The organism is Nocardia sp. NPDC023733, from assembly GCF_040639775.1.
Lineage (GTDB): Bacteria > Actinomycetota > Actinomycetes > Mycobacteriales > Mycobacteriaceae > Nocardia > Nocardia rosealba.
In genome coordinates this window covers 2,009,636-2,032,110 of sequence record NZ_JBFAAN010000001.1, presented here as the reverse complement: position 1 = coordinate 2,032,110, position 22,475 = coordinate 2,009,636, and the positions used below count along the sequence as shown (strand labels likewise).

Below are 22,475 nucleotides of genomic sequence, written 5' to 3'. Positions count from 1 at the left end.
CCAGAGGTTCGTGCGGGAGTGGGTTGGCTGTCGCTATCCGACGGCGACCGGTGCGAAGGTCGAGCGTGCGAAGCGGCCCGCGGGTGCGAACTTCGCCAGCAGTTCGCCCGCGTCCACGCCGGTGACCTGGGTGATATAGGCGGCGGCGTCCTCGGGAGTGTCGATGGCGAGGAACGGCTGCGGCCGGTGCAGCAGCCCGACCAGCGCCGAGGCGAAGCGCGGGTCGACGGCGGCGGTGGCGAAGAACTGGCCGCCGATGTCGGCGAACTCGGGGTCGCTGAGGAACAGCCGGGTCACCTTGGCGGCGGCATCGCTGCGGGCGGCCAGGAACGCGGCGTACTGCTCGCCGATCCACTGCTCGTCGAAGGGCCCGTCGTGCACGGCGGCGGCCGCGACCAGGCGCTGGGCCTGGATCAACCCGCTCTGGGCGCCCTGCCCGGCGACCGGGTCGTAGGCGACCGCGGTGTCTCCCAGGGCGGCGACCGGGTGGCCACCCTCGGTGCGTCCCACACCCGCCCGCACGACCGGGCGCACCGCGCCTTTGAGCCAGGAGTGCGGGTCTTCGGCGATCACCTGGGTGGCTTGGACCTCCGGCAGGTCCCAGTCGATGTAGTCGTGGTACAGGTCCTTCACGATGCGCAACGCCGACTCGGCGGAATCGGCCGCGGCGAATCGGGTCTCCCAGTCACTACCGGGACGCGCCCAGCCGAGGAACGCCCAGCTCGGGCCCACATCCTTGTGCAGGTACGGACCCCACCACGCTTCGCCCTGTTCGGCCAGGATGGAGAACAGGCTGTGCGCACCGCCTGCCGGGCTCCGGTGTGCGAACACACCGGAGTCGTAGCCGAGACCGGTCACTGTGACGGTGAGCAGCGAGCGCTGCGGCTTGTCGTAGACGGTGCGGGTGGTATCGATCGGGAAGAGGTCGGACAACCCGCCGCGACCGGTGGCGACCAGGGTGAGGTCGTTGGCGGCGGCGATCGCGTCCAGCGACTGCGGTGTCACGTTGTCGACCACGAACTCGCCGCCGCGTGCACGGAAGACGGTGAGTCGTTCGTCGGCCTTGAGCCGGGTGTCGACCGCGACCCCGACATACCCGTCGAAGGTGCCGTCGAAGGCGATCAGTTCGGCGTTCTCCGGTCCGGCGATGCGGACACTGAGTCCGGTGTGGCGAGGTGCGCGGCCGGTGTAGCTGTCGAGCCCGAGCGCGGCTTCGGCCTGCTGGGTTTCGCCGAATTCGAGGGCAGTGCCGGTGGCGGGCACGTCGTCGCGCAGTGCGCGTTGATCTCGGTCGCTGTAGAGGGTGACGGTGAAACCGGCGTCGAGTAGTCCTAGCGCCGCAGTGACGCCGGTTTGGCCGGCGCCGATTACCGCGGCCGAACGAGTGGAGCGGGAAGCGGGAGTCTGCGATGTCATACCGGAATACTGCGCTGACCTGCACCCGATGAAGAGTGTTGCGATCAGCGCGAATTCATTCCTACGCGTCCGCCGGTTCGTTCACCGATCCAGGCCGTGACACCGCGTGCGGCAGCACGGTGGAACGCGGACCACCGACGCGATACCCGGCACCACGATGGTGGGCGGGGAGCCGATCACCGGCCCCGAAGAGGGCGTTGCGCAACGTTCCCGATTCGTATTCGGTGCGGTACACGCCGCGTTCGGTCAACACCGGAACGACATGGTTCACGATGTCCTCGAACGTGCCGGGGGTGATGGCGTAGGCGAGGTTGAATCCGTCGAGATCGGTGTCGGCGACCCACTCCTGCAGCAGGTCGGCGACCGTTTCCCCGGATCCGGTGAACACCGGCCCCATGCCGCCGATGCCCGCCCAGCGCCCGATGTCGCGCACCGTCCATTCGCGGCCGTCGTCGTCGAATTCCTGGAAGGCCGCCACCGCGGACTGGATGGCGTTGCTGTGTACCTCACCGATCGGGTCGTCGAGGTCGTAGCGCGACAGGTCGATTCCCATCCATCCCGACATGAACACCAGCCCGCCCTCGACGCTGGCGTAGGACAGGTATTCCTCGTGTTTGGCCCGTGCCGCCTCGTCCGTCTCGTCGGTGATGATGGTGGCCAGCGCGTAGATCCTGGCCTCGTACCGCCCACGCCCCGCCGCCTCCAACGCGTCACGAACCCGCGAAACAGTCTGCGCCAGTACGCGTTTGGACGGGCCGGCGATGAAGATCGCTTCGGCGTTCTCGGCCGCGAACTGCACTCCGCGCGGTGAGGCGCCCGCCTGATAGATCACCGGCGTGCGCTGCGGTGACGGCTCCGACACGTGGATTCCTGGCACGGTGTAGTGCTTGCCGTAGTGACCGATGTGGTGCACCTTCGCCGGGTCGGTGTAGATACCGCGATCGGCGTCACGGACCACGGCGTCGTCCTCCCACGAGCCCTCCCAGAGCTTGTAGAGCACCTCGAGGTACTCGTCGGCCCGGTCGTAGCGTTCGTCGTGATCGAGCTGATCGGCGTCACCGAAATTCCTTGCCGCCGAAGGCAGATAACCCGTCACCACATTCCAACCGAGCCGACCGCGCGTGAGGTGGTCGAGGGTCGACATGCGGCGCGCGAACGGAAACGGATGCTCGAACCCGGTGCCGGTGGTGATGCCGAAGCCCAGGTGCTCGGTCACCGCCGCCATCGCCGACACCAGCAGTAGCGGGTCGGCGACCGGGGTCTGCGCACCCTGGCGCAACGCGGCCGTGTCGTCGCCGCCGTACACGTCGTAGGTGCCGAGGACATCGGCGATGAAGATGCCGTCGAACCGTCCGCGTTCCAGCAGTTTCGCCAGCTCGGTCCAGTAGCCGATATCGGTGTAGCGGTGGGACTGGTCGAGCGGGTGACGCCACAGTCCCGGTGACTGGTGGGCCACGCAGTTCATGTCGAACGCGTTGAATCGGATCGGCCTGCTCATCGCGCAACCTCCGTGCGGCGCTCGCCCGCGCTCCAACCGAACGGCAACTCGGTGCCGTTGAGCAGGTGGTCACCGACGGCGCGGGCTTTGAAGATCGCCGGATTGTGCACGGAAACGGTGCGCGCGTTGCGCCAGTGCCGGTCCAGGCGCAGCTGTTCAGACACGATGGACGCGCCACCGAGCTCGAACAGCTGAGTGGTGGCGGCGAGGACGATATCGATCACCGCGAGTTGTGCTTGCGCGGCGGCCAGCTCGGCGGCGGCGAGGTCGCCGTGGTCCTTCGCCCCGGCGTCGAGGACGCGGTCGAGAATGTCCGCGACGGCCAGGACGGTCGCGCGAGCGGTGAACGCCGCCGCCGACAACTTGCCGATCACCTGCTGGACGAGGGGGTCCTCGCGCGGCAGGTCTGCCGAGGCGTGCGTGTAGGTGCGGGTGCGCGCGCTCACCCATTCCCTGGCGTCGCGCTCGGCGCGGGCGGCGATCCCGGCGAGCACCGCGAGCTGCACCAACTGCAGGTAGGCGGTGCCGTAGGTGGGGCCCGCGACACCGTAGCCGGGCCCGAGGACGCGATCGGGCGCCACCACGACATCGGTGAACTCGGTGGTACCGCTGGCGGTGAGCCGCTGCCCGAAACCGTCCCAGTCGTCGTGCTGCACCACACCCTCGGCATTCGCGTCGACCAGCACGCCGAGGCGCTCACCGTCACGATCGGCGGCGACCAGGATGTGATCGGCGAACAGCGAACCGGTGCTGTAGTACTTCACCCCGTTGAGGAGCAGCCGGTCGCCGTCCTCGGTGAGCCGGGTGCGATACCGGTCGACGGCGCCCACCCCGGGTTCGGTGATCGCATTGCCGACCAGGGTGCCCGCGGCCACCGCCCGCAACCACCGCTCCCGCTGCGGGCCCGGCTCGGCCAGCCGCTGATCCTCCACGAACGACCAGTGCACCCGCAGCGCCTGGGGCAGGTTCGACTCGGCGGCCGCCAGGTCGATGAGCAGCCGGAACAGCTGGCGTACGCTCGCACCGTAGCCGCCGAACTCGACCGGTACCCGCAGGGCACCGAACCGGGCCTCCTTCAGCCAGGTGACCTCGTCGAACGGCAATCGCCGGTCGACTTCTCTCGCCACCGCACCGGCGGCGATCCGGTCGAAGATCGGGGCGAAGACGGCATCGAGCTCGGAATCTGTGATCGCGGACGCGGTGGTGGAAGTCATGCCCCAACGATCGCGCAGCGGGCTGCCGGATTCACCGGTTGCGCGCAGGGGGATCGAAACGTCTCCCCGGCACGGTGGGGGAGTGACGAGCACTACACCCCCGGCGGCCCCCTGGTGGCGCGACCGGGGGTTTGCTGCCTCTAGACTCGGGGGTGCGTCGCCGTCGTGCGGGAGAGTCCTGGGATCGCAAGAGTCCGGGCGCCGAAGGAGCAGCACCTCCCCGTCAATCTCTCAGGCAACAGGGACCGCGCGGTGATTCGACGCCTCTGGAAAGCGGTGGCATCCGGCTGCCCGCCCACGGGGAAAGGGGCACGGTTTCGACCGGCTACCGAATCTCTCAGGCGCACAGACAGAGGGGGAGGGCTGGTACCCGTCGGCCACGAGGCCGACCCGCCCGACCTGGAGCTGCCGTGACCCGTTCGTTCGCCGACCGCCACATCGGACCCGATTCCGACGAACTCGCCCGGATCCTCGCGACCATCGGCGTCGAGTCCGTCGACGCGCTCGCGACCACGGCGTTGCCCGCCACCATCCTCGACGAGTCCGGCCTCGCCGCGCTGCCCGCGCCCGCGAGCGAACACGAGGTACTCGCCGAGCTGGCCGGTCTGGCCCAGGCCAACACCGTAGCCACCTCGATGATCGGGCTCGGCTACTACGACACGCTCACCCCGCCCGTGCTGGTGCGCAACCTGCTCGAGAATCCCGCCTGGTACACCGCCTACACCCCGTACCAGCCCGAGATCAGCCAGGGCAGGCTCGAGGCGCTGCTCAACTTCCAGACCATGGTGTCGGACCTGACCGGCATGGACGTGGCCAACGCCTCGATGCTGGACGAGGCGACCGCCGCCGCCGAGGCGATGACGTTGCTGCGCCGCGCGGGCAAGTCCAAGTCGAACCGGCTGCTGCTCGACACCGATCTGTTCCCGCAGACCAAGACCATCATCGGCACCCGCGCCGAGCCGCTCGGCATCGAACTCGTCGAGGCCGACCTGTCCACCGGGGTGCTGCCCGAGGGCGACTTCTTCGGCGTGATCGTGCAGACCCCTGGCGCGTCGGGTCGCATCGTCGACTGGACCGAGGTGTTCACCGCAGCCCACGAGCGTGGCGCGCTGGTCGCCGCCGGTGCCGACCTGCTGGCGATGACCCTGATCGCCCCGCCCGGGGAACAGGGCGCCGACGTGTGCTTCGGGACCACCCAGCGTTTCGGTGTCCCCATGGGCTTCGGTGGCCCGCACGCCGGGTACCTGGCCGTGCGCACCGCGTTCGCCCGTCAGCTGCCGGGCCGCCTGGTCGGTGTGTCGGTCGACGCCGACGGCGCCCCGGCCTACCGCCTGGCGCTGCAGACCCGTGAGCAGCACATCCGCCGCGAGAAGGCCACCTCCAATATCTGTACCGCCCAGGTGCTGCTGGCCATCGTCGCCGCCATGTACGCGAGCTACCACGGTGCCAACGGGCTGCGGGCCATCGCGCGCCGGGTGCACGAGCACGCCGCCGCCGTCGCGACCGGTCTCGGCGGTGCGGTGGTGCACGGCGCCTTCTTCGACACGGTGCTCGCGCACGTGCCCGGTGGTGCGGAAGCCGTTGTTGCCAAGGCGAAGTCGAAGGGGATCAACCTGCGACTGGTCGACGCCGACCACGTCGCCATCGCCTGCGACGAGGCCACCACCGAAGCCCATGTCGCCGCCGTCGTCGAATCGTTCGGCACCGCGCTGACGCCCGAGTCCGGCGCCGGCGCCGAACCGGTCGGCATCGAGACCCGTACCTCGGAGTACCTGACGCACCCGGCGTTCACCCGCCACCACACCGAGACCGCCATGCTGCGCTACCTGCGTTCGCTGTCGGACAAGGACATCGCCCTGGACCGCAGCATGATCCCGCTCGGTTCCTGCACCATGAAGCTCAACGCGACCGCCGAGATGGAGGCCATCACCTGGCCTGGTTTCGCCCGGCTGCACCCCTTCGCCCCCACCGAGGATTCGCCCGGCATCCGCAAGCTCGTCGCCGACCTCGAGCAGTGGCTGTGCGAGATCACCGGCTACGACGCGGTGAGCCTGCAGCCCAACGCCGGTAGCCAGGGCGAGTACGCGGGACTGCTCGCGATCCGCCGCTACCACCTGGACCGCGGCGACGACCACCGCGACACCTGCCTGATCCCGTCGAGCGCACACGGCACCAACGCCGCCTCGGCGGCCATGGTCGGCATGCGGGTCGAAGTGGTGAAGTGCCGGGAGAACGGCGACATCGACCTCGACGACCTGCGCGCCAAGATCGCCGACCACGCCGAGCGGCTGGCCTGCATCATGATCACCTACCCGTCCACCCACGGCGTGTACGAGCACGAGGTCGCCGAGCTGTGCGCGCTGGTGCACGACGCGGGCGGTCAGGTGTACGTGGACGGCGCGAACCTGAATGCCCTTGTCGGACTTGCCCGTCCGGGCCGGTTCGGCGGCGACGTGAGCCACCTGAACCTGCACAAGACCTTCTGCATCCCGCACGGTGGTGGCGGTCCGGGCGTGGGCCCGGTGGCGGTGCGCTCGCACCTGGCGCAGTACCTGCCGGGTGATCCGCTCGAGAACGGTTCGCACGCGGTGTCGGCCGCCAACTACGGTTCGGCCTCGATCCTGCCGATCACCTGGGCCTACATCCGGATGATGGGTGCCGAGGGGTTGCGCGCGGCCACGCTGACGGCCATCGCGTCGGCCAACTACATCGCCCGCCGCCTCGACGCCTCCTTCCCGGTGCTCTACACCGGCGAGAACGGGATGGTCGCCCACGAGTGCATCCTGGATCTGCGCGAGATCACCAAGCAGACCGGTGTCACCGTCGACGATGTGGCAAAGCGACTGGCGGACTACGGGTTCCACGCGCCGACCATGAGTTTCCCGGTCGCGGGCACGCTGATGGTCGAGCCGACCGAGAGCGAGAATCTCGAGGAACTCGACGCCTTCATCGACGCCATGATCGCCATCCGCGGTGAGATCGACCAGGTCGCCGCCGGTGTCTGGCCCGTCACCGACAACCCACTGCGCGGCGCACCGCACACCGCGGCCTGCCTCGTCGGCGAGTGGGACCACCCCTACAGCCGGGAAACCGCCGTCTACCCGCGCGGTGTGGGACACGCCCGGCCGAAGATCTGGCCTGCCGTGCGGCGCATCGATGGCGCGTTCGGCGACCGCAATCTCGTCTGCTCCTGCCCGCCGCTCGACGCGTATCAGGACTGATCCCCGCTGGTCCGGGCCTCGCCGATGCTGTTCGGCGGGGCCCGGATTCGTTCACGGCCCGAATTCGGGCACCCGGTGGGCTGCCCGCCGTGGGCGCGGTCGGTACGGTGGCGGATGGGGCGGGATGTTCCCATGACCAGGAGGGGATCGAATCGTTGAGTATCGGCGAGATAGTGCGCGAGATCGAGGTAGCCGGAGCACCGTACGGGGTCACCGTCGGACCGGACGGCGCGTTGTGGTTCACCTTGGTGACCCAGGGTGCCATCGGACGGTATGCCGAGGGGCAGGTCGACACCTTTGCCCTCGACCCCGTCGGCGGACAACCCACGGTGATCGTGGCGGGGAACGATAACGCTTTGTGGTTCACCGAGTTCCACGGTGGCCGGCTGGGCCGGGTCACCCTCGACGGCGCGGTGAGCAGTCTGGCGATGGACGGGCCCTACGGTGTGTGCGCGGGGCCCGGCGGCATGTGGTTCACCGAATTGCAGGCCGGTCGGGTCGGCCGGATCGCGGGCGACGGCAAGATCGAGGGGGTCGCGGTCGACGGGATGCCGTCGATGATCACCGCGGGCTCCGACGGTGCGGTGTGGTTCACGGTGAACCAGGGCAACGCGATCGGCCGCATCGGCACCGACCTCACGGTGACCCTGCACCCCCTGCCCACCCAGGAGGCGGCGCCGGTCGGCATCACCTCCGGGCCGGACGGTGCGGTGTGGTTCACCGAGATCGGCGTGGGCGCGATCGGCCGGATCGACAGCGCGGGCACCGTCACCGAATACGCCCTGCCGGACCGTGATTCACGCCCACACGCAATCGTCACGGGCCCCGACGGCGCGCTCTGGTTCACCGAATGGGCCAGCGGGAACCTGGGCCGGATCGACACCGACGGCAAGATCGACCACCTCACCCTCCCCGGCGCCGAGCCCCACGGACTCACCGTGGACTCCACCGGCCATCTCTGGGTGGCCATGGAATCCGGTGCATTGGTCGAGGTTTCTCCAGGCTGACCTCTGGGGCACCTATGCCACGCCAGGTTGGGTACTGCTGCGGTCATCAACTGGTGGTGACCGCAGCGTCGGTGATTTCCACGAAATCTGCGTAGCGCCCGCCTTTTTCGACGAGTTCGTGGTGGGTGCCCTGCTCTACGACACTTCCCTTGTCCAGGAAGAGGACGCGGTCGGCGGTTCGGACCGTGCGCAGGCGGTGGGCGACGACGATGACTGTTCGCCCGGCCATCAGGCGTTCGATGCCACGGTGGACGGCTGCTTCGTTGGCGGGGTCGAGCGCCGAGGTGACTTCGTCGAGCAGCACGATGGGTGCGTCCTTCAGGAGGGCGCGGGCGATCGAAACACGTTGGCGCTCACCACCGGACAGCAGCGCACCGCCCTCGCCGACGGCGGCCGACCAGCCACCGGGCAGCCGGTCGACCACCTCGTCCAGCCCGGCCGCGGTCGCCGCCGCCCGCACCTCGGTGTCGGTGGCGTCGGGTCGGCCGAGGCGAATGTTGTCCTCGATCGTGCCGTCGAACAGGTACACATCCTGGAAGACGATGGCGATGGAGGACATCAGGGTCGCGGTGTCGATGTCACGCACGTCGACACCGCCGATGCGGACTGCGCCCGCGTCGACGTCGTGGAACCGGGCGAGCAATTGAAGCACCGTGGATTTCCCGGCGCCGGAGGGGCCGACGATCGCGAACCGCTGACCCTGCGGCACCTGGAATGTCAGCCTGTCCAGCACTGTGCGGCCGTCGCGCGCGAAGCCGACGGCGTCGAATTCGAGATCGTGGCGACTCGGGCGCACCGGATCGCGCGGTTCGGGTAGCGGTTCGGTGCTGAGCAGGTCGTCCAGCCGGGTGAGCTGGGAATGCGCGCTGCGCAGCTTGCCACCCAGATCGGCCAGTGACAGCAACGGTTCGGCGCAACGGGCGGCGAGCACCAAGATCGCCAGCAGTTCGGCGGCGCCGATGCGGCCGCCGAGCGCGAGGTAGGCGCCGAACGCTAGCAGCACGGTGAATGCGGTCTGGACGACGAGCGTGAGACCGACCATCCCCGGCAGCGCGGTGCGCACCGACCGATGAGTGGCTTGCTGCAACTCGCGCAGCGCGTCGTCGAGCAGACCGAACCGTTCGGTGCTTCGGCCACCGGCGCGCAACACGGGCTGGGCCCGCAGATATTCGATCACGCGGCCCGCAGCCTCGTGGTCGCGGGCGTGCCGGTCGGCATCGGTGGCCGCCAGTGCACGACTCGCCCTGATCTGCACCACGGCCACCAGGGGGACGGCGACCAGCGCGGCCAGTCCGAGCCGCCAATCGAAGACCGCGATCACCACCACGATGGTCGCCGGCGTCAGCGTCGCGGTGATGAACGGGCTGAGCAGATGCGCGATCACGCCCATCGCCTCGAGCACACCCCGGCTGGCCAGCACCGACACCTCACCCACCCGGTCCGGCCCGAACCAGCCGACCGGCAGCCGCGCGAGGTGGTCGCCGATGCGGTGGTAGGTCCCGCGCAGCAGTGTGGTGCCCGACCGGAAACCCGACAGATCGCTGACATAACGCAACACGGCGTACACCGCGACCGCGCACCCGAACCCGATCAGCCACGGCCAGGCCCGCGCGGGTTCGCTGCCGAACAGCTCACGCAACACGGGAACGAGCAGCAGGTAGGACAACCCTTCGAGCACGGCGGTGACACTCATCAACACCACGGTCCGGCGAACCGGACCCGCGTACTGATGACCGAGCACCCGTAACAGTGTGCGGATCATGACAACTCGCTTCCTTGTTCGGCCCGCCAGAACGCGGCGAACGCGCCGCCCTCGGCCAGCAGTCGGGTGGGTGCGCCGCGCTCGACGATCACGCCGTCCCGCAGCAGGACGACCGTGTCGGCGTCGGCGATGGTTTCGTGTCGATGGGCGATGACGAGCACCGTGCGGTCACCGCGCAGGTTCGCCATGGCCTGGCGCAACGCCCGCTCGGTCTGTGGGTCGGCGAAGGCAGTCGCCTCGTCGAGCACCAGTACCGGGGTGTCGGCCAGCAGGGCGCGGGCGAGCGAAAGCCGTTGTGCCTCACCGCCGGAGAGTCCGGCCTGTTCGCCGAGAACGGTGTCGTACCCGTGCGGCAGGTCGAGGATCCGTTCGTGGATCCCGGCCAGCCGGGCGGCCTCGATCACCCGTTCACGGTCGGCGTGTGGCACGGCGAGCGCGATATTGTCGGCGACCGAGGCGCGCAGCAGCCGCACATCCTGGAAGACGAACGACACCGACCGGTAGAGCCGATCACTGCCGATGTCACGCAGATCGGCACCACCGAGGACGACGCTGCCGTGACTCGGGTCGAAGAATCGCAGAAGTAGTTGCGCCAGTGTCGATTTGCCGCTGCCCGACGGTCCGACCAGTGCGGTGACGGTACCGGGCTCGAGGACCAGATCGATCCCGCGCAGCACCTCCCGGTCGTCGTAGCCGAATCGCACGTCTCGCAACTCGGCTCGGTGCCCGCGCGGTGCCACGGGTTGCGCGGGTTCGGGCAGTGGCCGCACGGCGAGTACCTCGTTGATCCGGCCGATCGCGTGACCGGCCGCCTGCAGATCGTCGAAACCGTGTTGCAGCGCCGCGACCGGCGCGGTCAAACCGAGCCCGAGCAGCAGGAACGGCAGCAGATCGGCGGCGGTCAGCTCGCCACGGGTCAGCAGGAAGGTGCCACCGCTCAGAATCACCAGCAGCACGAACGGCGGCGACAACGCCAGCTGCATCCCGGCTGCCACCGGGGCGAGACCGCGGACGAAACGCAGGAACGTATCGGCGAATTCGTCTGCGGCCGTGCGGAATCGCCGATGTGCCTGATCACCACCGCCGAAGGCCTTGACCACCGCGATGCCCTGCACGAACTCCACCACCGCATCGGCGATGCGACCCATCGCGGCGTCGAACTCCCGCTGTTCGCGTTCCCTCGCCGGCAGCAGGAGCAGCGGCACGTGCAGCAGTGCGAGCAGCACCGGAACGAGCGTGATGAGCGTGAGGCGCCAGTCCACCGTGCACAGATACGCCAGCGACACCAATGGCACCACGAATGCCGACACCAGCTCACCCGGCGCGTGCGCGAGCACCGGATGCACCGCGCTCACGTCGTCGCCGACCACCTTGGCAAGCTCACCGGTTCGGCGGCCCGAGAACCAGCCGATCGGCACGCGCCCCAGCTGGGCGGCGAGCCGGCGCCGGAACCCCAGCTGTACCCGGCCGTCGAGAACATGGCCGAGGCCGGCCGCCGTACCGGTGAACACCAGCCGCACCAGCAGACCGACCGCCCCGACCAGCACCGCGAGCCACACACGGTCGTGATCCACCGGCCCGGCCGACAAGAGCACCCGGCCCACCTCGACCACCGCGAGCAACGGCGCCAACCCGGCGAGCGAGCCGATGACCTGCGCGATCATCACGGCGGCGAACCCGGGGGCATAGGGGCGGACCGAACTCGCCAGGCTCGGCGGCGGCTCCGCCCCGCCCCGTTCGATTGTCATCGTCATCGCACACTCGATTCAGAAAGTCACTGTCTCTAGACAGCGACTGTACAAGCGTCCTTACAGACAGTCAATGTCTGAATGAAAGTGGCAGTCAGCAGATAGTGGCTTCCTGATAACCTGGCCGCATGGCTGGACTACGCGAACGCTGGCGGCTCAACGCCATGCACACCGTTCAGGAACGCGCGCTCGACCTGTTCGACGCGAAGGGCTTCGCCGCGGTCACCATCGAGGAGATCGCCGCCGCGGCCGAGGTCTCACCCTCGACGGTCTACCGGCTCTTCGGCACCAAGGAGGGCATCATCGTCGCCGACGAGTTCGACAACCTCAGCGACGAACAGCTGGCGAAGGTCGTCGACCCGCACGATCCGATCGGCAGCCTCATCCGATCCGTACGCGAGTACGACACGGGCACGAACGAATCGGGCTCCGAACCCGGTCCGTGGCGGCGCAGCCTGCGCTATCACTTCACCGAACCGTCGGTTCGGCGCGCGGCCTACGCCTCGGCCGACCGCACCAGCCAGCGGCTGTCACCGCTGCTCGCCTCGACCGGCCGTTTCTCCGAGGCGCAGGCCAAGGTGGCGACCAACGCGCTCATCTTCGGCTACCTCGCCGCCTTGGAACAGTGGTTCCTCGACGGCGGTGACCGACCCGTCGCCGCCTATGTCGACGAGGCACTCGAACCATTACGGGCCGTCTGGGGCGACTGACTACGGTGTGGTCAGCGCCTTGACCACGGCCGTTCCGAAGCCGATATCGTTGCTGGTCGGCATCCGGGTATAGGTGCCGCCCGTCTGCGCGGACAGCTCCTGCAAGGTCTGGGTGCCTTCGCCGCCGACCACGATGACGTCCACCCGCACCGGCTTCCCGGACTGGTTGGCCGCCGCGATCTGGGCGAGCAGGTCGGCGCCGGTCAGCGAGGAATCGTCGTCCGGTCCGTCGGTGATGAGCAGAATCGAATTGGTGCGGCCGGGGGAGTAGTTCGCCACCGCCGCGCGATACGCGGCGAGCAGACTCGGATAAGCCTGGTCGGTACTCACCGTGCTCGGCTTCAGTGAGGTCACCGCCGATCCCACGGCATTGCGCTGGGTGTCGGTGAGCAGGCCGGTAGCCACGTTCACCTGGTACGGATTGGTTCCGTCGAGATTCTTGCCGAACGTCCACAGGCCGAGCCCGAAGTCGGGCGGCATCACCTGCAGGGTCGAGGCGAGCGCGGCGCCCGACGTGGCGAGGCGCGTCATCGAGCCGTCGGTGGCGCCCATCGACGACGAGACATCGAGCAGCACAGTCGCATTCACACCGAGCACCGGGTTGTCGATGGTGGCGCGCACCTTCTCGAGCGCCGCCTTGCCAGGATTGGCGGGCGCGGAACCGATGGCCGGGCCGAAACCGTCGGCGGCGAAAGCGGCCGCCTGCTCGGGCGCCCGCAGGAAGTCGATGAAGCGCGAGGCGATGAGGTTCTGGATCTTGTCGACCCACGGACCCGACAGCACCGCCGCCGGGTAGTCCGCCAGCGGCGCGGTGCCCGCCGGACGGAACGCGGTGAGCCCACCGGTGCCCAGTTGCTGAGCGGTAGCGGCAACCGCATGGATATCGTTCGCGGCCGGATCCGCGCTGATCGCGGCCATCGCCGTAGTCAGGTCGGCCGGTTTCTCGGCGGCGGCGGCGAGTCCCGAAATGGCGGCGACCACCTGTCCGGACGCGGCGGCCTGCTCGGTGAGCGGGTCGGTGCCCGACACCGCAGACCCGATCGCGGCGGCGGCCGCGGTGGTCGCGTCACCCGGGGGCAGCGCCATCCGCAGCCCACCCCAGCCGGTCAACCCGATCTCGTCGAGCGAACCCTGCTGCAATCGGGGCAGGTCGGCCCAGGTGATCTGGTGCTCTTCGAGTGCCTGCCGCAGCGGATCGGGCACCGCGAGCACGATGGGACTGGTCGCGATGGAGGCCGGGGTGCCCTCGATCAAGCCGGGCACCCGGACCAGCTCGATCGAGCGGCTCGAGTCGGCGATCCACAGCCCGGGCTTCGGGCCGAGACCGGGTTCCCAGGTGCTGGTGTCGGCGAGCGCGCCGCCGAGCGCCGCCGAGGGCCGGGCCGTCACCTCGACGCGCGCGCAGTGGTCACGCACGCGTGGCTTGGTCGCGTTGAACCGTTCCGCGGCCGCACGCACCGGACCGGCCACGGCCGGGTCGACGGTGACATCGAGGGCGGCGGGCCCCTCCACACATTCCGCCGCGGCGGCCACATCGGATTCGGCGGCACGATCGCGCAGCTGGAACCAGGCGAACACGGCCACAAGCACGAGCACGAGCACCGATGCCGCGATAACCGGACCTTTGCTGATACGTCGAGATCTGGTCCCGCTGCGATGTGTACCCACGCGGCAAGTTTAAGGACTCGTTGCCGGGGCGGCGCACCGCGCATCCCCCGGCGCATCGTCGCAGCTCACAGGCGGAGGCCGGGCGTCGTGGTCGACGCCCGGCCGCCGGTCGGTCATTCGCGGATCACGCGGCCGCGGTCGTATTCACGACCACCCCACACCCCGGACTGACCGGTCCGCGCCGCGTACTCGGTGCACCCCGCGAGCAACGGGCAACCGGCGCAGATGCGGCGGGCGTAGTCGAAATCCTGCGACGGGTACGGAAACCACGCCTCGTGGTTGGGGTCGCCCCGGCAGGCGGCACGATGCCACCGCCCGGAATCGGAAAGGGTGAGCAGGTCGGTCAATGCGGTGGTCACGGCGCGTACTCCTTCCAGATCCGGCGCTGTGTGCTGGCGAGCGGGTCGGGAGCCTTGGGCTCCCACAGCAAACGCATCCCCGCCTCTTCGGGGGTGCGGTCGGCCTTGGTCGTATTGCAGGGTGCGCAGCAGGCCACGAGATTGCCCCAGGTGTTGGGGCCGCCCCGGCTGCGCGGGCGAATGTGGTCGACGGTGGCCGCCCAGTTCGCGCAGTAGCCGCAGCGGTGCTTGTCGCGGCGCAGCACACCGGCCAGGGTGGCGCGGCTGTCCTCGCCGACCGGCCGCACATGCGCCAGGTACACGTAGCGCAGCAACCGGATGGTCTCCGGCAACGCCACCTCGAGCCGCTGGGAGCGGATCGGGAAGCGCGGTACCCGGTCGATGACCGATTCGGCGGCGCCGCTGAGCAGCAGTGTCACCGCGCGATCGGCGGTGATCTCGTCGAGCGCCTCGTAGCTGGCGTTGAGCACCAGCACGCGGCTGTGTATCCAGTTGTCGGCGGCGGGAGCCGTCGGGACGACGGCATGACGAATCATCATCGGAATCACCATGTTTCGAAGAAGCGAGCGGAAGGGAGAGGTGGGGTGCGCTCAGTGCGCGATGGGGAGACGACCGGCTTCGCGCATCTCGGCGCCGCGGTGGCCGGTGCTGTGGTATCCGGGCTTCGAATCATGCTGTCGTACAGCTGGTTTCACGGTCGTCTCCTCCTCTCTACGTGCTCTGCCGGTCTCGCCTGACGCGATACACCGTCGTGAGAATCATGGTGACACACCGTGTCCGGAATGTCGGCTCATTTATTTTCGGTGGGCGACAGCGCATCCCACCGGCACCAAGGATGATTCCGGCGTGGCCGTGACGCCGACGCGTGAGAGCTGGGCCGCCGCCCACACGGCGAACCCGGCCAGGGCGTAGAGCGCGCCGAACAGGCAGGACGCCCACCATCCCCACACGGTGTAAGCCCACGTCGTGGTGACCGCGCCGAGCGCGGAGCCCAGTGAGTAGAAGGCCATGTAGGCACCGATGACGCTGCCCGCGCGGTCGGGATGTGCGGTGGTCAGCACATGCTGACTGCTCACGTGCACAGCCTGGACGGCGAAATCGAGCAGCACGATGCCGACGACGAGCAGTACCGCTGTCCTGGTCCGCGCGATGAACAACCAGGAAGCGGCGAGCACCAGCAGGGCCGAGCCGGTGACCCGCTGCGCGTGACCGGCATCGGCCCACCGGCCGGCCCGGCCCGCGCCGAGGGCGCCCGCGAGACCGAACAACCCGAACAGCCGATTTCGGTGGTGCCCAACGACCAAGGGTGCGCGGCGAGGGGGAGCGCGAGGCCGCTCCACAGCGATCCGAAGGACGCGAAGACGAAGAAGGTGATCGAGCCCCGGCTCAGAAACAGCCGGTCCGTGGTCACCAGCCGTCCCGTGGACCGCAGCACCTGGGTGTACCGAGCATCGCGGGCTCTGACGTCCGGACTCAAAACCTTCCGGGTGAGGACGGCGAGCGTCGCGCAGAGCACCGCGAGCGCCGCATAGGCCGCCCGCCAGCCGAGCGTGTCACCCAGCAGACCCGCGACGACACGGACCCCGAGGATGCCGATCACCACACCGGAGGTGACGGCGCCGATATTGCAGCCCCGTTCACAGGGTGCGGAAACGGCGGCGACGTATGCCACGGTCACCTGGACGACGACCGCGAACACCCCGGCGACCGCGAGCCCGGCGACCGCGACGACACCGGTGGGCGCGACGGCGGTGATCGCGGCCCCGACCGAGGTGAGCGCGAGCATGCCGCCGATGAGCCGACGGCGGTTCACCAGGTCACCGAGTGGGACCAGCAGAATCAGTCCGGCGAAATACCCGATCTGCCCGGCGGCGATGAGGACGCCCGACGACTGCGGCGACAGCCCCAATTCCGCACCCGCCACGGCGAGAACCGGCTGGATCGCGTAGATCGTGGAGACCGCCGCGGCGCACACCACCGCCAACATCACCCGTTGTGCTCGCGTCAGTCGTGTACCCACCGGACCTCCAAAGAGTAGCAAAATGAAACCAAATCAAAGGTAGGCAATAATGGTTTCGAATTGCAACCTATTAGGAGGTGGCCCATGGCTTCGACGGTGCGTGTCGACCGCGAATGGACCGATGCCACCTGCCCGGTGGCGCGAACTGTCGACCTGGTGGGTGATCGGTGGAGTCTGCTCATCGTGCGGGACGCCATGGACGGACCGGCGTCGTTCACCGAGTTGCGGCAGCGGCTCGGGATCGCGCGCAATATCCTGGCCGACCGCCTCCGCCGACTCGTCGACGACGGCATCCTCGGCACCAGCGCGACTGCGAGCGGCAAACGGTACGTCTACGAGTTGACGCCGGCGGGGCAGGACCTGTTCACCGTCGTCGTCGCGCTGCGGCAGTGGGGGGAGAGTCATGCCTTCGCCGAGGACGAGCCCCGCTCGACGCTCGTGGACCGTGACGGCCGGCCACTCGCCGAACTACGCCCGCGCAATCGGGCGGGCGCGGTCGTCACCGCCGCAACCACCGAAGTGCGGCGAGTGGACTGCGGGTGAACTACTTTCGGTCGGCGGCCACCAGCTCCGCGCAGCGTTCGCCGACCAGCATGACGGTGATGTTCGGATTCACCGTGGTGTGGGCCGGGAACACCGACGCGTCGGCCACACGCAGTCCCTCGATGCCCTTGACCCGCAGTTCCGGGTCGAGCGGGCTCATCGGATCGTCCGGTGCGCCCATCCGCACGGTACCGACGGGGTGGTACACGGTGTTGTGGGTGCGCCGGATGTAGTCGGCCAGTTCGGCATCGGTCTCGGCCTGCGGACCCGGATACAGTTCGCGTTCCACCCATTCCGAAAGCGCTGCGGCGGAAGCGATCTCGCGGGCCTTGCGCAGGCCGGCGATCATCACCCGCATGTCGTGGCCCTCGGCGTCGGTGAAGTAGCGCGGGTCCACGCGCGGCTTGTCGCGGAAGTCGCGCGAGCGCAACCGCACGGTGCCGCGCGAGCGGGCGTGGGTGACATTGGGGGTGAGGCAGAAGGTGTTCTCGGCCGTCGGGTAACCCTGGCGCAGCGTATGCATGTCGAAGGGGACGCTGCCGTAGTGCATCATCAGGTCGGGCCGGTCGAGCCCGTCGACGGTGGTGGTGAAGATGCCCGCCTCCCACCATTGCGTCGAACTGCGCACCATCGGCTGTTTCGTCTCGAACCCGATCACCCCCTCGGGGTGGTCCTGCAGGTGCGCACCGACGCCGGGGGAGTCGACCACGACGTCGATTCCGTTCTCGCGCAGGTGATCCGCCGGACCGATACCCGAGAGCATCAGCAGCTTCGGCGAGTCGATGGCCCCGGCCGAGACGATCACCTCCCGCTCGGCGGTGACCCGGGTGGCCCGCCCGAAGGCGTTGTCGGTGTACTCCACACCGACCGCGCGCCCGTCCTCGATGAGGATCCGCTTGGCCCACGCACCCGTGCGGATGGTGAGATTCGGCCGGTCCAGGATCGGGTGCAGGTAGCTCACCGACGACGAGGAACGGGTGCCGTCGGTGCGGCTGTTGATCTGGAAGAAGTTGGCGCCGTTGACAACCGTGCGATCGGCATTGAACTCCGCACGCGGAATCCCGACCTCCGCGCAGGCGTCGAGCACCGCCACACCGCAGGGGTCGTTCGGTGGCACCGTCATGATGTTCACCGGGCCGCTGCGCCCGTGGTGCTCGCCGGGAGCATCGTTGGTTTCGATCCGGCTGTAGAGCCGGTACACCGAGTCCGCGCCCCAACCGGTCGCGCCGTGCTCGCGTTCCCAGCTGTCCAGGTCCTCGCGCGGCGCCCAGAACGCGATGCAGCTGTTGTGCGACGAACAGCCACCGAGCACCTTGGCCCTGGCGTGGCGCATGAACGAATTGCCGTTCTCCTGCGGCTCGATCGGATAGTCCCAGTCGTAACCCGATTCCAGCAGTTCCATCCAGCGATCCAGGCGAAGGATCGCCGGGTCGTCCACATCGGACGGACCTGCCTCGAGCAGGCACACCGTCACCGACGGATCCTCAGAGAGGCGAGCGGCCACCGCCGCGCCCGCCGAACCGGCGCCGACGATCACATAGTCGTAGGTATTCACCGCTGGTCCTCCCGCAGCTCGAACCAGCCGGTGACCCCCGGCCGGAGGTTCTCGTACACGTGCTTGGCCTCGCGATACTCGTGCAACCCGGACGGACCGAGTTCACGGCCGACACCTGAGCGGCCGAACCCGCCCCACTCCGCCTGCGGCAGATACGGCCCGAAGTCGTTGACCCACACCGTCCCCGCGCGCACCCGGGCCGCCACTCGCCGCGCCCGCGCGGAATCGCTGGACCACACCGCGCCCGCCAGGCCGTACTCGGTGTCGTTGGCGATGGAGATCGCCTCTTCCTCGGTGGTGAACGTCTCGACCGTGACCGTCGGGCCGAATGCCTCGTCGTGCACGCACGCCATGGTGCGGTTCGCGCGATCGATGACGGTCGGCAGATAGAACCAGCCGTCGTCGAGATTGCCGGAGCCCTGGTCGCCGACGGCGAAGGTACCGCCGGTGCGGATATCGGCCCCGTCCGCGCGGGCCTGTTCCACGTAGGCGTGCACCTTGTCGCGGTGCGCCGACGAGATCAGCGGACCGGTCTCGGTGCCGTCGGCGAACGGCAGCCCGAGGCGGATCCGGCGGGCGCGGCGGACGAGTTCGTCGACGAACCGGTCGTGCGCCGACTCCTCGATCACCAGCCGTGCTCCGGCCGAGCACACCTGGCCGGAGTGCAGGAACGCGGCGTTGAGGGCGTTGTCGACGCTGGCACTGAGGCGTTCGTCGGTGTCGCAGGCGTCGGCGAAGATGATGTTCGGGTTCTTGCCGCCCAGCTCGAGGGCCACTTTCTTCACCGTCGCCGCCGCCTCGCGGGCGATGACGCGGCCCGTGGACAGCCCGCCGGTGAAGGAGACGAGGTCCACATCAGGATGGGCCGACAGGGGAGCGCCTGCGGTCGGACCGGCGCCGAGAACGAGATTGGCCACGCCCGGCGGCACCCCGAGGTCGTCGAGGACGGTCATCAGCAGGATCGCGGTGTGCGGGGTGAGTTCGGCGGGCTTGAGCACGAAGGTGTTGCCCGCGGCCAGCGCCGGTGCCACCTTCCACGCGGCCTGCAGCAGCGGATAGTTCCACGGCGTGATGAGCCCGCACACCCCGACCGGTTCGTAGACGATGCGCGAGTCGATATCGGCATTGCCCGCGTCGACCACCCGGCCCGCGTCCTCGGCGGCGAGCTTGCCGAAGTACCGGAAGCAGTTCTCGATGTCGGTCATGTCGATCTCGGACTCGTAGGGCCGTTTGCCCGTGTCCAATGTCTCGGCGCCCACGAACTGCTCGCGCCTGCCCTCGATCGCGTCGGCGATATCGAGCAGCAGATCGCCGCGTTCACCGGCAGTGGTGCTGCGCCACGGTCCGTCGTCGAAGGCGCGCCGGGCGGCGGCGATGGCGGCCTCGGTGTCCTCCGCGCCCGCCTCGGCGACGGTGCCGACCACGGAATTGTCCGCCGGACAGCGGATCTCGCGGGTCAGCCCGGACGCGGCCGCGCGCCAGGTGCCATCGATATAGAGGGTCTGGCTCATGGTTGTCCCTTCACGATTCGTCGGTGTCGACGGCTTCGGGTTCGTGGTGATCGGTGGCGGAGCGGCGCAGGTAGAGATAGCCGAGATGACGTTCGTACTGGTCGAGGATGTCGCCGATCACCTGCTCACGGCTGTATCCGTTGAGGGCGTACCCCTGCGAGCCCTCGGCCAGATACACCTCGCAGCGGAAATAGCGGTCACCGGAGCGCTGGGCCAGGACCGCGTAGGAGGGCGCGGGCGCCGAGACCGGCCACACGCCGTATTCGAAGCCGGTCTCGGTGCCCTGATCGACGATCAGCCTCGGATACGGCAGCCCCTCGTGGGTGCCCGATTCGTCGACGTGCGCGGTGAGTCCCATTCTGGCCAGCTCCTCGGAAACCTCACGCATGGCCGGAATCACGGTGTTGTTCAAGAACTTCCGGGTCGAGGCCGGGCCGGGGTAGTGGACGGTGGCCAGCAGCCTGCGCCGCCAGCTGCCGTGCTCGCTCGGTCCGCGCCCGGCCGCGATGGCATTGGGCAGCGCCGCCCGGTAGCTGTCGATCTTGAACGACTCGTTGCGCACCGCGCGTAGCATGGCGATCCCGATCAGCGCCAGCACGAACGAGAACGGCAAGCCCATGATGATCGTCGCGTTCTGCAGGGTGATGATCGATCCGCCCGCCCCCGCGAACAGCATCGACAGCGTGAGCAGACCGATCGCGGCCGACCAGAAGATCCGGGTGCCACGCGCGCAATCCGCCATCGGATCGGGCAGTTTCGAGGTGAAGTTGCCCATCACGAGCGAACCGGAATCGGCGCTGGTCACGTAGAACAGCAGCCCGGTGATGGTGGCGATGCCGAGCAGGAAGGTGGCCCCCGGGTACTGCTCGAGCAGGGAGTAGAAACCCAATTCGGCTCGGGCCGCGGTCTGTTCGGCGAACTGCTGGTCGTCGCGCGCCACCTGCAAGGCGCTGTTGCCGAACACAGAGATCCACAGCAGGGTGAAGCTGAACGGCACGACGAGCACTCCGAAGATGAACTGGCGCAGGGTGCGTCCGCGCGAGATGCGCGCGAGGAACAGCCCGACGAACGGCGCCCATGCCACCCACCACGCCCAGAAGAACAGTGTCCAGCTGTCGAGCCACGTCGACGGCTGATTCGCCGTCTCCGGATTGCGTTCCCAGGCAAAGGTGTTCAGCGTGCGGTCCAGAAACGTCGACAGGTAGTCGCCCGCGTTCTGGGTGAGCCCGTTGAGCAGGAACGACGTGCGACCGGCCACCAGGATGTAGATCAGCAGGGCGATGGCCATGATGACATTGAGTTCGGACAACCGCCGGATGCCCTTGTCGACCCCGGTGGTCGCGGAAATGGTGGTGATGGCCACCGATAGCGCGATCAAACCGATCTGGGCCGCCTTGCCCTGCGGGACGCCGAACAGTTCGTGCAGACCGTAGTTGAGCTGGACGATGCCGATGCCGAGCGAGGTGGCGATACCGAAGATGGTGCCGAGCACCGCGGCCACATCGATGGCGTCACCCCAGCGCCCGTGCACGCGCTTGCCGAAGATCGGGTAGAGAGCGGCGCGAATCGTCAGCGGCAGGTTGTGCCGGAACGCGAAATACGCCAGCGCCCCGCCCATCAGCGCGTACATCGCCCACCCGGTGATGCCGTAATGGAAGATCGTCCAGGTGACCGCTTCGCGGGCGGTGTGATCGGTCTGGGCGGGTCCCTCCGGCGGGTGCAGGTAGTTGTAGACCGGTTCGGCGACGGAAAAGAACATCAGGTCGATGCCGATACCCGCCGCGAACAACATCGACGTCCAGGAGAACAGGCTGTATTCCGGGCGCGACTCCTCCGGGCCGAGGCGATACCGGCCGTAGCGGCCCGCACCGAGGAACACGACGAGCCCGAGGATCACGGTGGCCAGCACGAAATACCACCAGCCGAACCAGGTGGAGATGAAGGTCTTCACCTCGCCGACGACGCTTTCGGCACTCGCCGGCGAGGCCAGCGCCCAGACCGCGAAGGCCAGCACGAGCCCGGCGGCGGTGAGGAACACCGGCTTGTTCACCGACCGCTTGTCGGCCACCGGGTGCAACGGCACCTGCGTCGCCCCGACAGGTGTGCTGTTGTCGCCGGGATTGCTGGGGGCACCCATGCGACGAAGGCTAGTTCCTCCACCTCGTCCTTTCGTGGACATCCGGTGGTTGCTGCACCCGTGTTCGAGCCCGTACGACGGCCGTCGACGGGAACCTACAATCGAG

The 22,475-nt window shown here is 68.7% G+C and carries 16 protein-coding genes, 1 pseudogene and 1 riboswitch; of the genes and pseudogenes, 4 read left to right on the top strand and 13 right to left on the bottom strand.

What is annotated here, in order from left to right; translation table 11 throughout:
* Positions 1-33: 33 nt before the first annotated feature.
* From AB0F86_RS09385 to AB0F86_RS09375, 3 genes are all read right to left on the bottom strand, one after another.
* Positions 34-1,416: a styrene monooxygenase/indole monooxygenase family protein gene (locus tag AB0F86_RS09385; RefSeq protein WP_356983183.1), complete on the bottom strand. Its 1,383-nt coding sequence runs from the start codon at positions 1,414-1,416 to the stop codon at positions 34-36.
* Positions 1,417-1,477: 61 nt separating this feature from the next.
* Positions 1,478-2,914: an LLM class flavin-dependent oxidoreductase gene (locus AB0F86_RS09380; RefSeq protein WP_356983181.1), complete on the bottom strand. Its 1,437-nt coding sequence runs from the start codon at positions 2,912-2,914 to the stop codon at positions 1,478-1,480.
* A complete protein-coding gene (locus AB0F86_RS09375; protein WP_356983179.1) occupies positions 2,911-4,128 on the bottom strand; it encodes an acyl-CoA dehydrogenase family protein in 1,218 nt (405 codons plus the stop codon). Before AB0F86_RS09375 ends, AB0F86_RS09380 begins: the two co-directional genes overlap by 4 nt.
* Before the next feature lie 158 nt (positions 4,129-4,286).
* Positions 4,287-4,386, top strand: a riboswitch (glycine riboswitch).
* 152 nt (positions 4,387-4,538) lie between these two features.
* On the opposite strand from AB0F86_RS09375, the gene gcvP reads away from it, so the two are divergent.
* Positions 4,539-7,349, top strand: a complete 2,811-nt coding sequence (gcvP, locus tag AB0F86_RS09370; RefSeq protein ID WP_356983178.1) for an aminomethyl-transferring glycine dehydrogenase — start codon at positions 4,539-4,541, stop codon at positions 7,347-7,349.
* 161 nt (positions 7,350-7,510) lie between these two features.
* Positions 7,511-8,356: a virginiamycin B lyase gene (locus tag AB0F86_RS09365; RefSeq protein WP_356983760.1), complete on the top strand. Its 846-nt coding sequence runs from the start codon at positions 7,511-7,513 to the stop codon at positions 8,354-8,356.
* Positions 8,357-8,402: 46 nt separating this feature from the next.
* On the opposite strand, the gene AB0F86_RS09360 is transcribed toward AB0F86_RS09365, so the two are convergent.
* Both AB0F86_RS09360 and AB0F86_RS09355 read right to left on the bottom strand, forming a co-directional pair.
* Entirely contained in the window at positions 8,403-10,118 is a 1,716-nt protein-coding gene (locus tag AB0F86_RS09360; RefSeq protein ID WP_356983176.1) for an ABC transporter ATP-binding protein, read from the bottom strand.
* Positions 10,115-11,872: an ABC transporter ATP-binding protein gene (locus AB0F86_RS09355; RefSeq protein ID WP_356983174.1), complete on the bottom strand. Its 1,758-nt coding sequence runs from the start codon at positions 11,870-11,872 to the stop codon at positions 10,115-10,117. The genes AB0F86_RS09360 and AB0F86_RS09355 overlap by 4 nt, the downstream gene beginning before the upstream one ends.
* A 122-nt stretch (positions 11,873-11,994) precedes the next feature.
* Between AB0F86_RS09355 and AB0F86_RS09350 the strand changes: the two genes are divergently transcribed.
* Positions 11,995-12,576: a helix-turn-helix domain-containing protein gene (locus AB0F86_RS09350; RefSeq protein ID WP_356983172.1), complete on the top strand. Its 582-nt coding sequence runs from the start codon at positions 11,995-11,997 to the stop codon at positions 12,574-12,576.
* Here the strand turns inward: AB0F86_RS09350 and AB0F86_RS09345 are convergent, their stop codons facing one another.
* The 5 genes and pseudogenes from AB0F86_RS09345 to AB0F86_RS09325 all read right to left on the bottom strand — a co-directional run.
* The gene (locus AB0F86_RS09345) at positions 12,577-14,244 is read right to left on the bottom strand and encodes a substrate-binding domain-containing protein (RefSeq protein WP_356983171.1); all 1,668 of its coding nucleotides are present in this window, start codon (positions 14,242-14,244) and stop codon (positions 12,577-12,579) included. It abuts the gene before it with no gap.
* Between the two features lie 113 nt (positions 14,245-14,357).
* On the bottom strand, positions 14,358-14,603 hold the full coding sequence (locus tag AB0F86_RS09340; RefSeq protein WP_067488664.1) for a WhiB family transcriptional regulator: 246 nt from the start codon (positions 14,601-14,603) through the stop codon (positions 14,358-14,360).
* On the bottom strand, positions 14,600-15,142 hold the full coding sequence (locus tag AB0F86_RS09335; RefSeq protein WP_356983169.1) for an HNH endonuclease: 543 nt from the start codon (positions 15,140-15,142) through the stop codon (positions 14,600-14,602). Before AB0F86_RS09335 ends, AB0F86_RS09340 begins: the two co-directional genes overlap by 4 nt.
* Positions 15,143-15,397: 255 nt before the next feature.
* Complete coding sequence (locus AB0F86_RS09330; RefSeq protein ID WP_356983167.1) at positions 15,398-15,943, bottom strand: MFS transporter; 546 nt, start codon at positions 15,941-15,943, stop codon at positions 15,398-15,400.
* A 41-nt stretch (positions 15,944-15,984) separates the two neighbouring features.
* Positions 15,985-16,590, bottom strand: a pseudogene (locus AB0F86_RS09325) (MFS transporter); the annotation flags it as partial.
* A 117-nt stretch (positions 16,591-16,707) separates the two neighbouring features.
* Between AB0F86_RS09325 and AB0F86_RS09320 the strand changes: the two are divergent.
* Positions 16,708-17,166 carry a helix-turn-helix domain-containing protein gene (locus tag AB0F86_RS09320; RefSeq protein WP_356983166.1) on the top strand — a complete coding sequence of 153 codons (459 nt, stop codon included), beginning with the start codon at positions 16,708-16,710 and terminating at the stop codon, positions 17,164-17,166.
* Position 17,167: 1 nt separating this feature from the next.
* On the opposite strand, the gene AB0F86_RS09315 is transcribed toward AB0F86_RS09320, so the two are convergent.
* The 3 genes from AB0F86_RS09315 to betT are packed head-to-tail and all read right to left on the bottom strand — an operon-like array spanning position 17,168 to position 22,369.
* Entirely contained in the window at positions 17,168-18,721 is a 1,554-nt protein-coding gene (locus AB0F86_RS09315) for a GMC family oxidoreductase N-terminal domain-containing protein (RefSeq protein ID WP_225279611.1), read from the bottom strand.
* Positions 18,718-20,232 carry an aldehyde dehydrogenase family protein gene (locus tag AB0F86_RS09310; protein ID WP_356983165.1) on the bottom strand — a complete coding sequence of 505 codons (1,515 nt, stop codon included), beginning with the start codon at positions 20,230-20,232 and terminating at the stop codon, positions 18,718-18,720. Before AB0F86_RS09310 ends, AB0F86_RS09315 begins: the two co-directional genes overlap by 4 nt.
* Positions 20,233-20,242: 10 nt before the next feature.
* Positions 20,243-22,369: a choline BCCT transporter BetT gene (gene betT, locus AB0F86_RS09305; RefSeq protein WP_225279613.1), complete on the bottom strand. Its 2,127-nt coding sequence runs from the start codon at positions 22,367-22,369 to the stop codon at positions 20,243-20,245.
* Between the last annotated feature and the right edge of the window lie 106 nt (positions 22,370-22,475).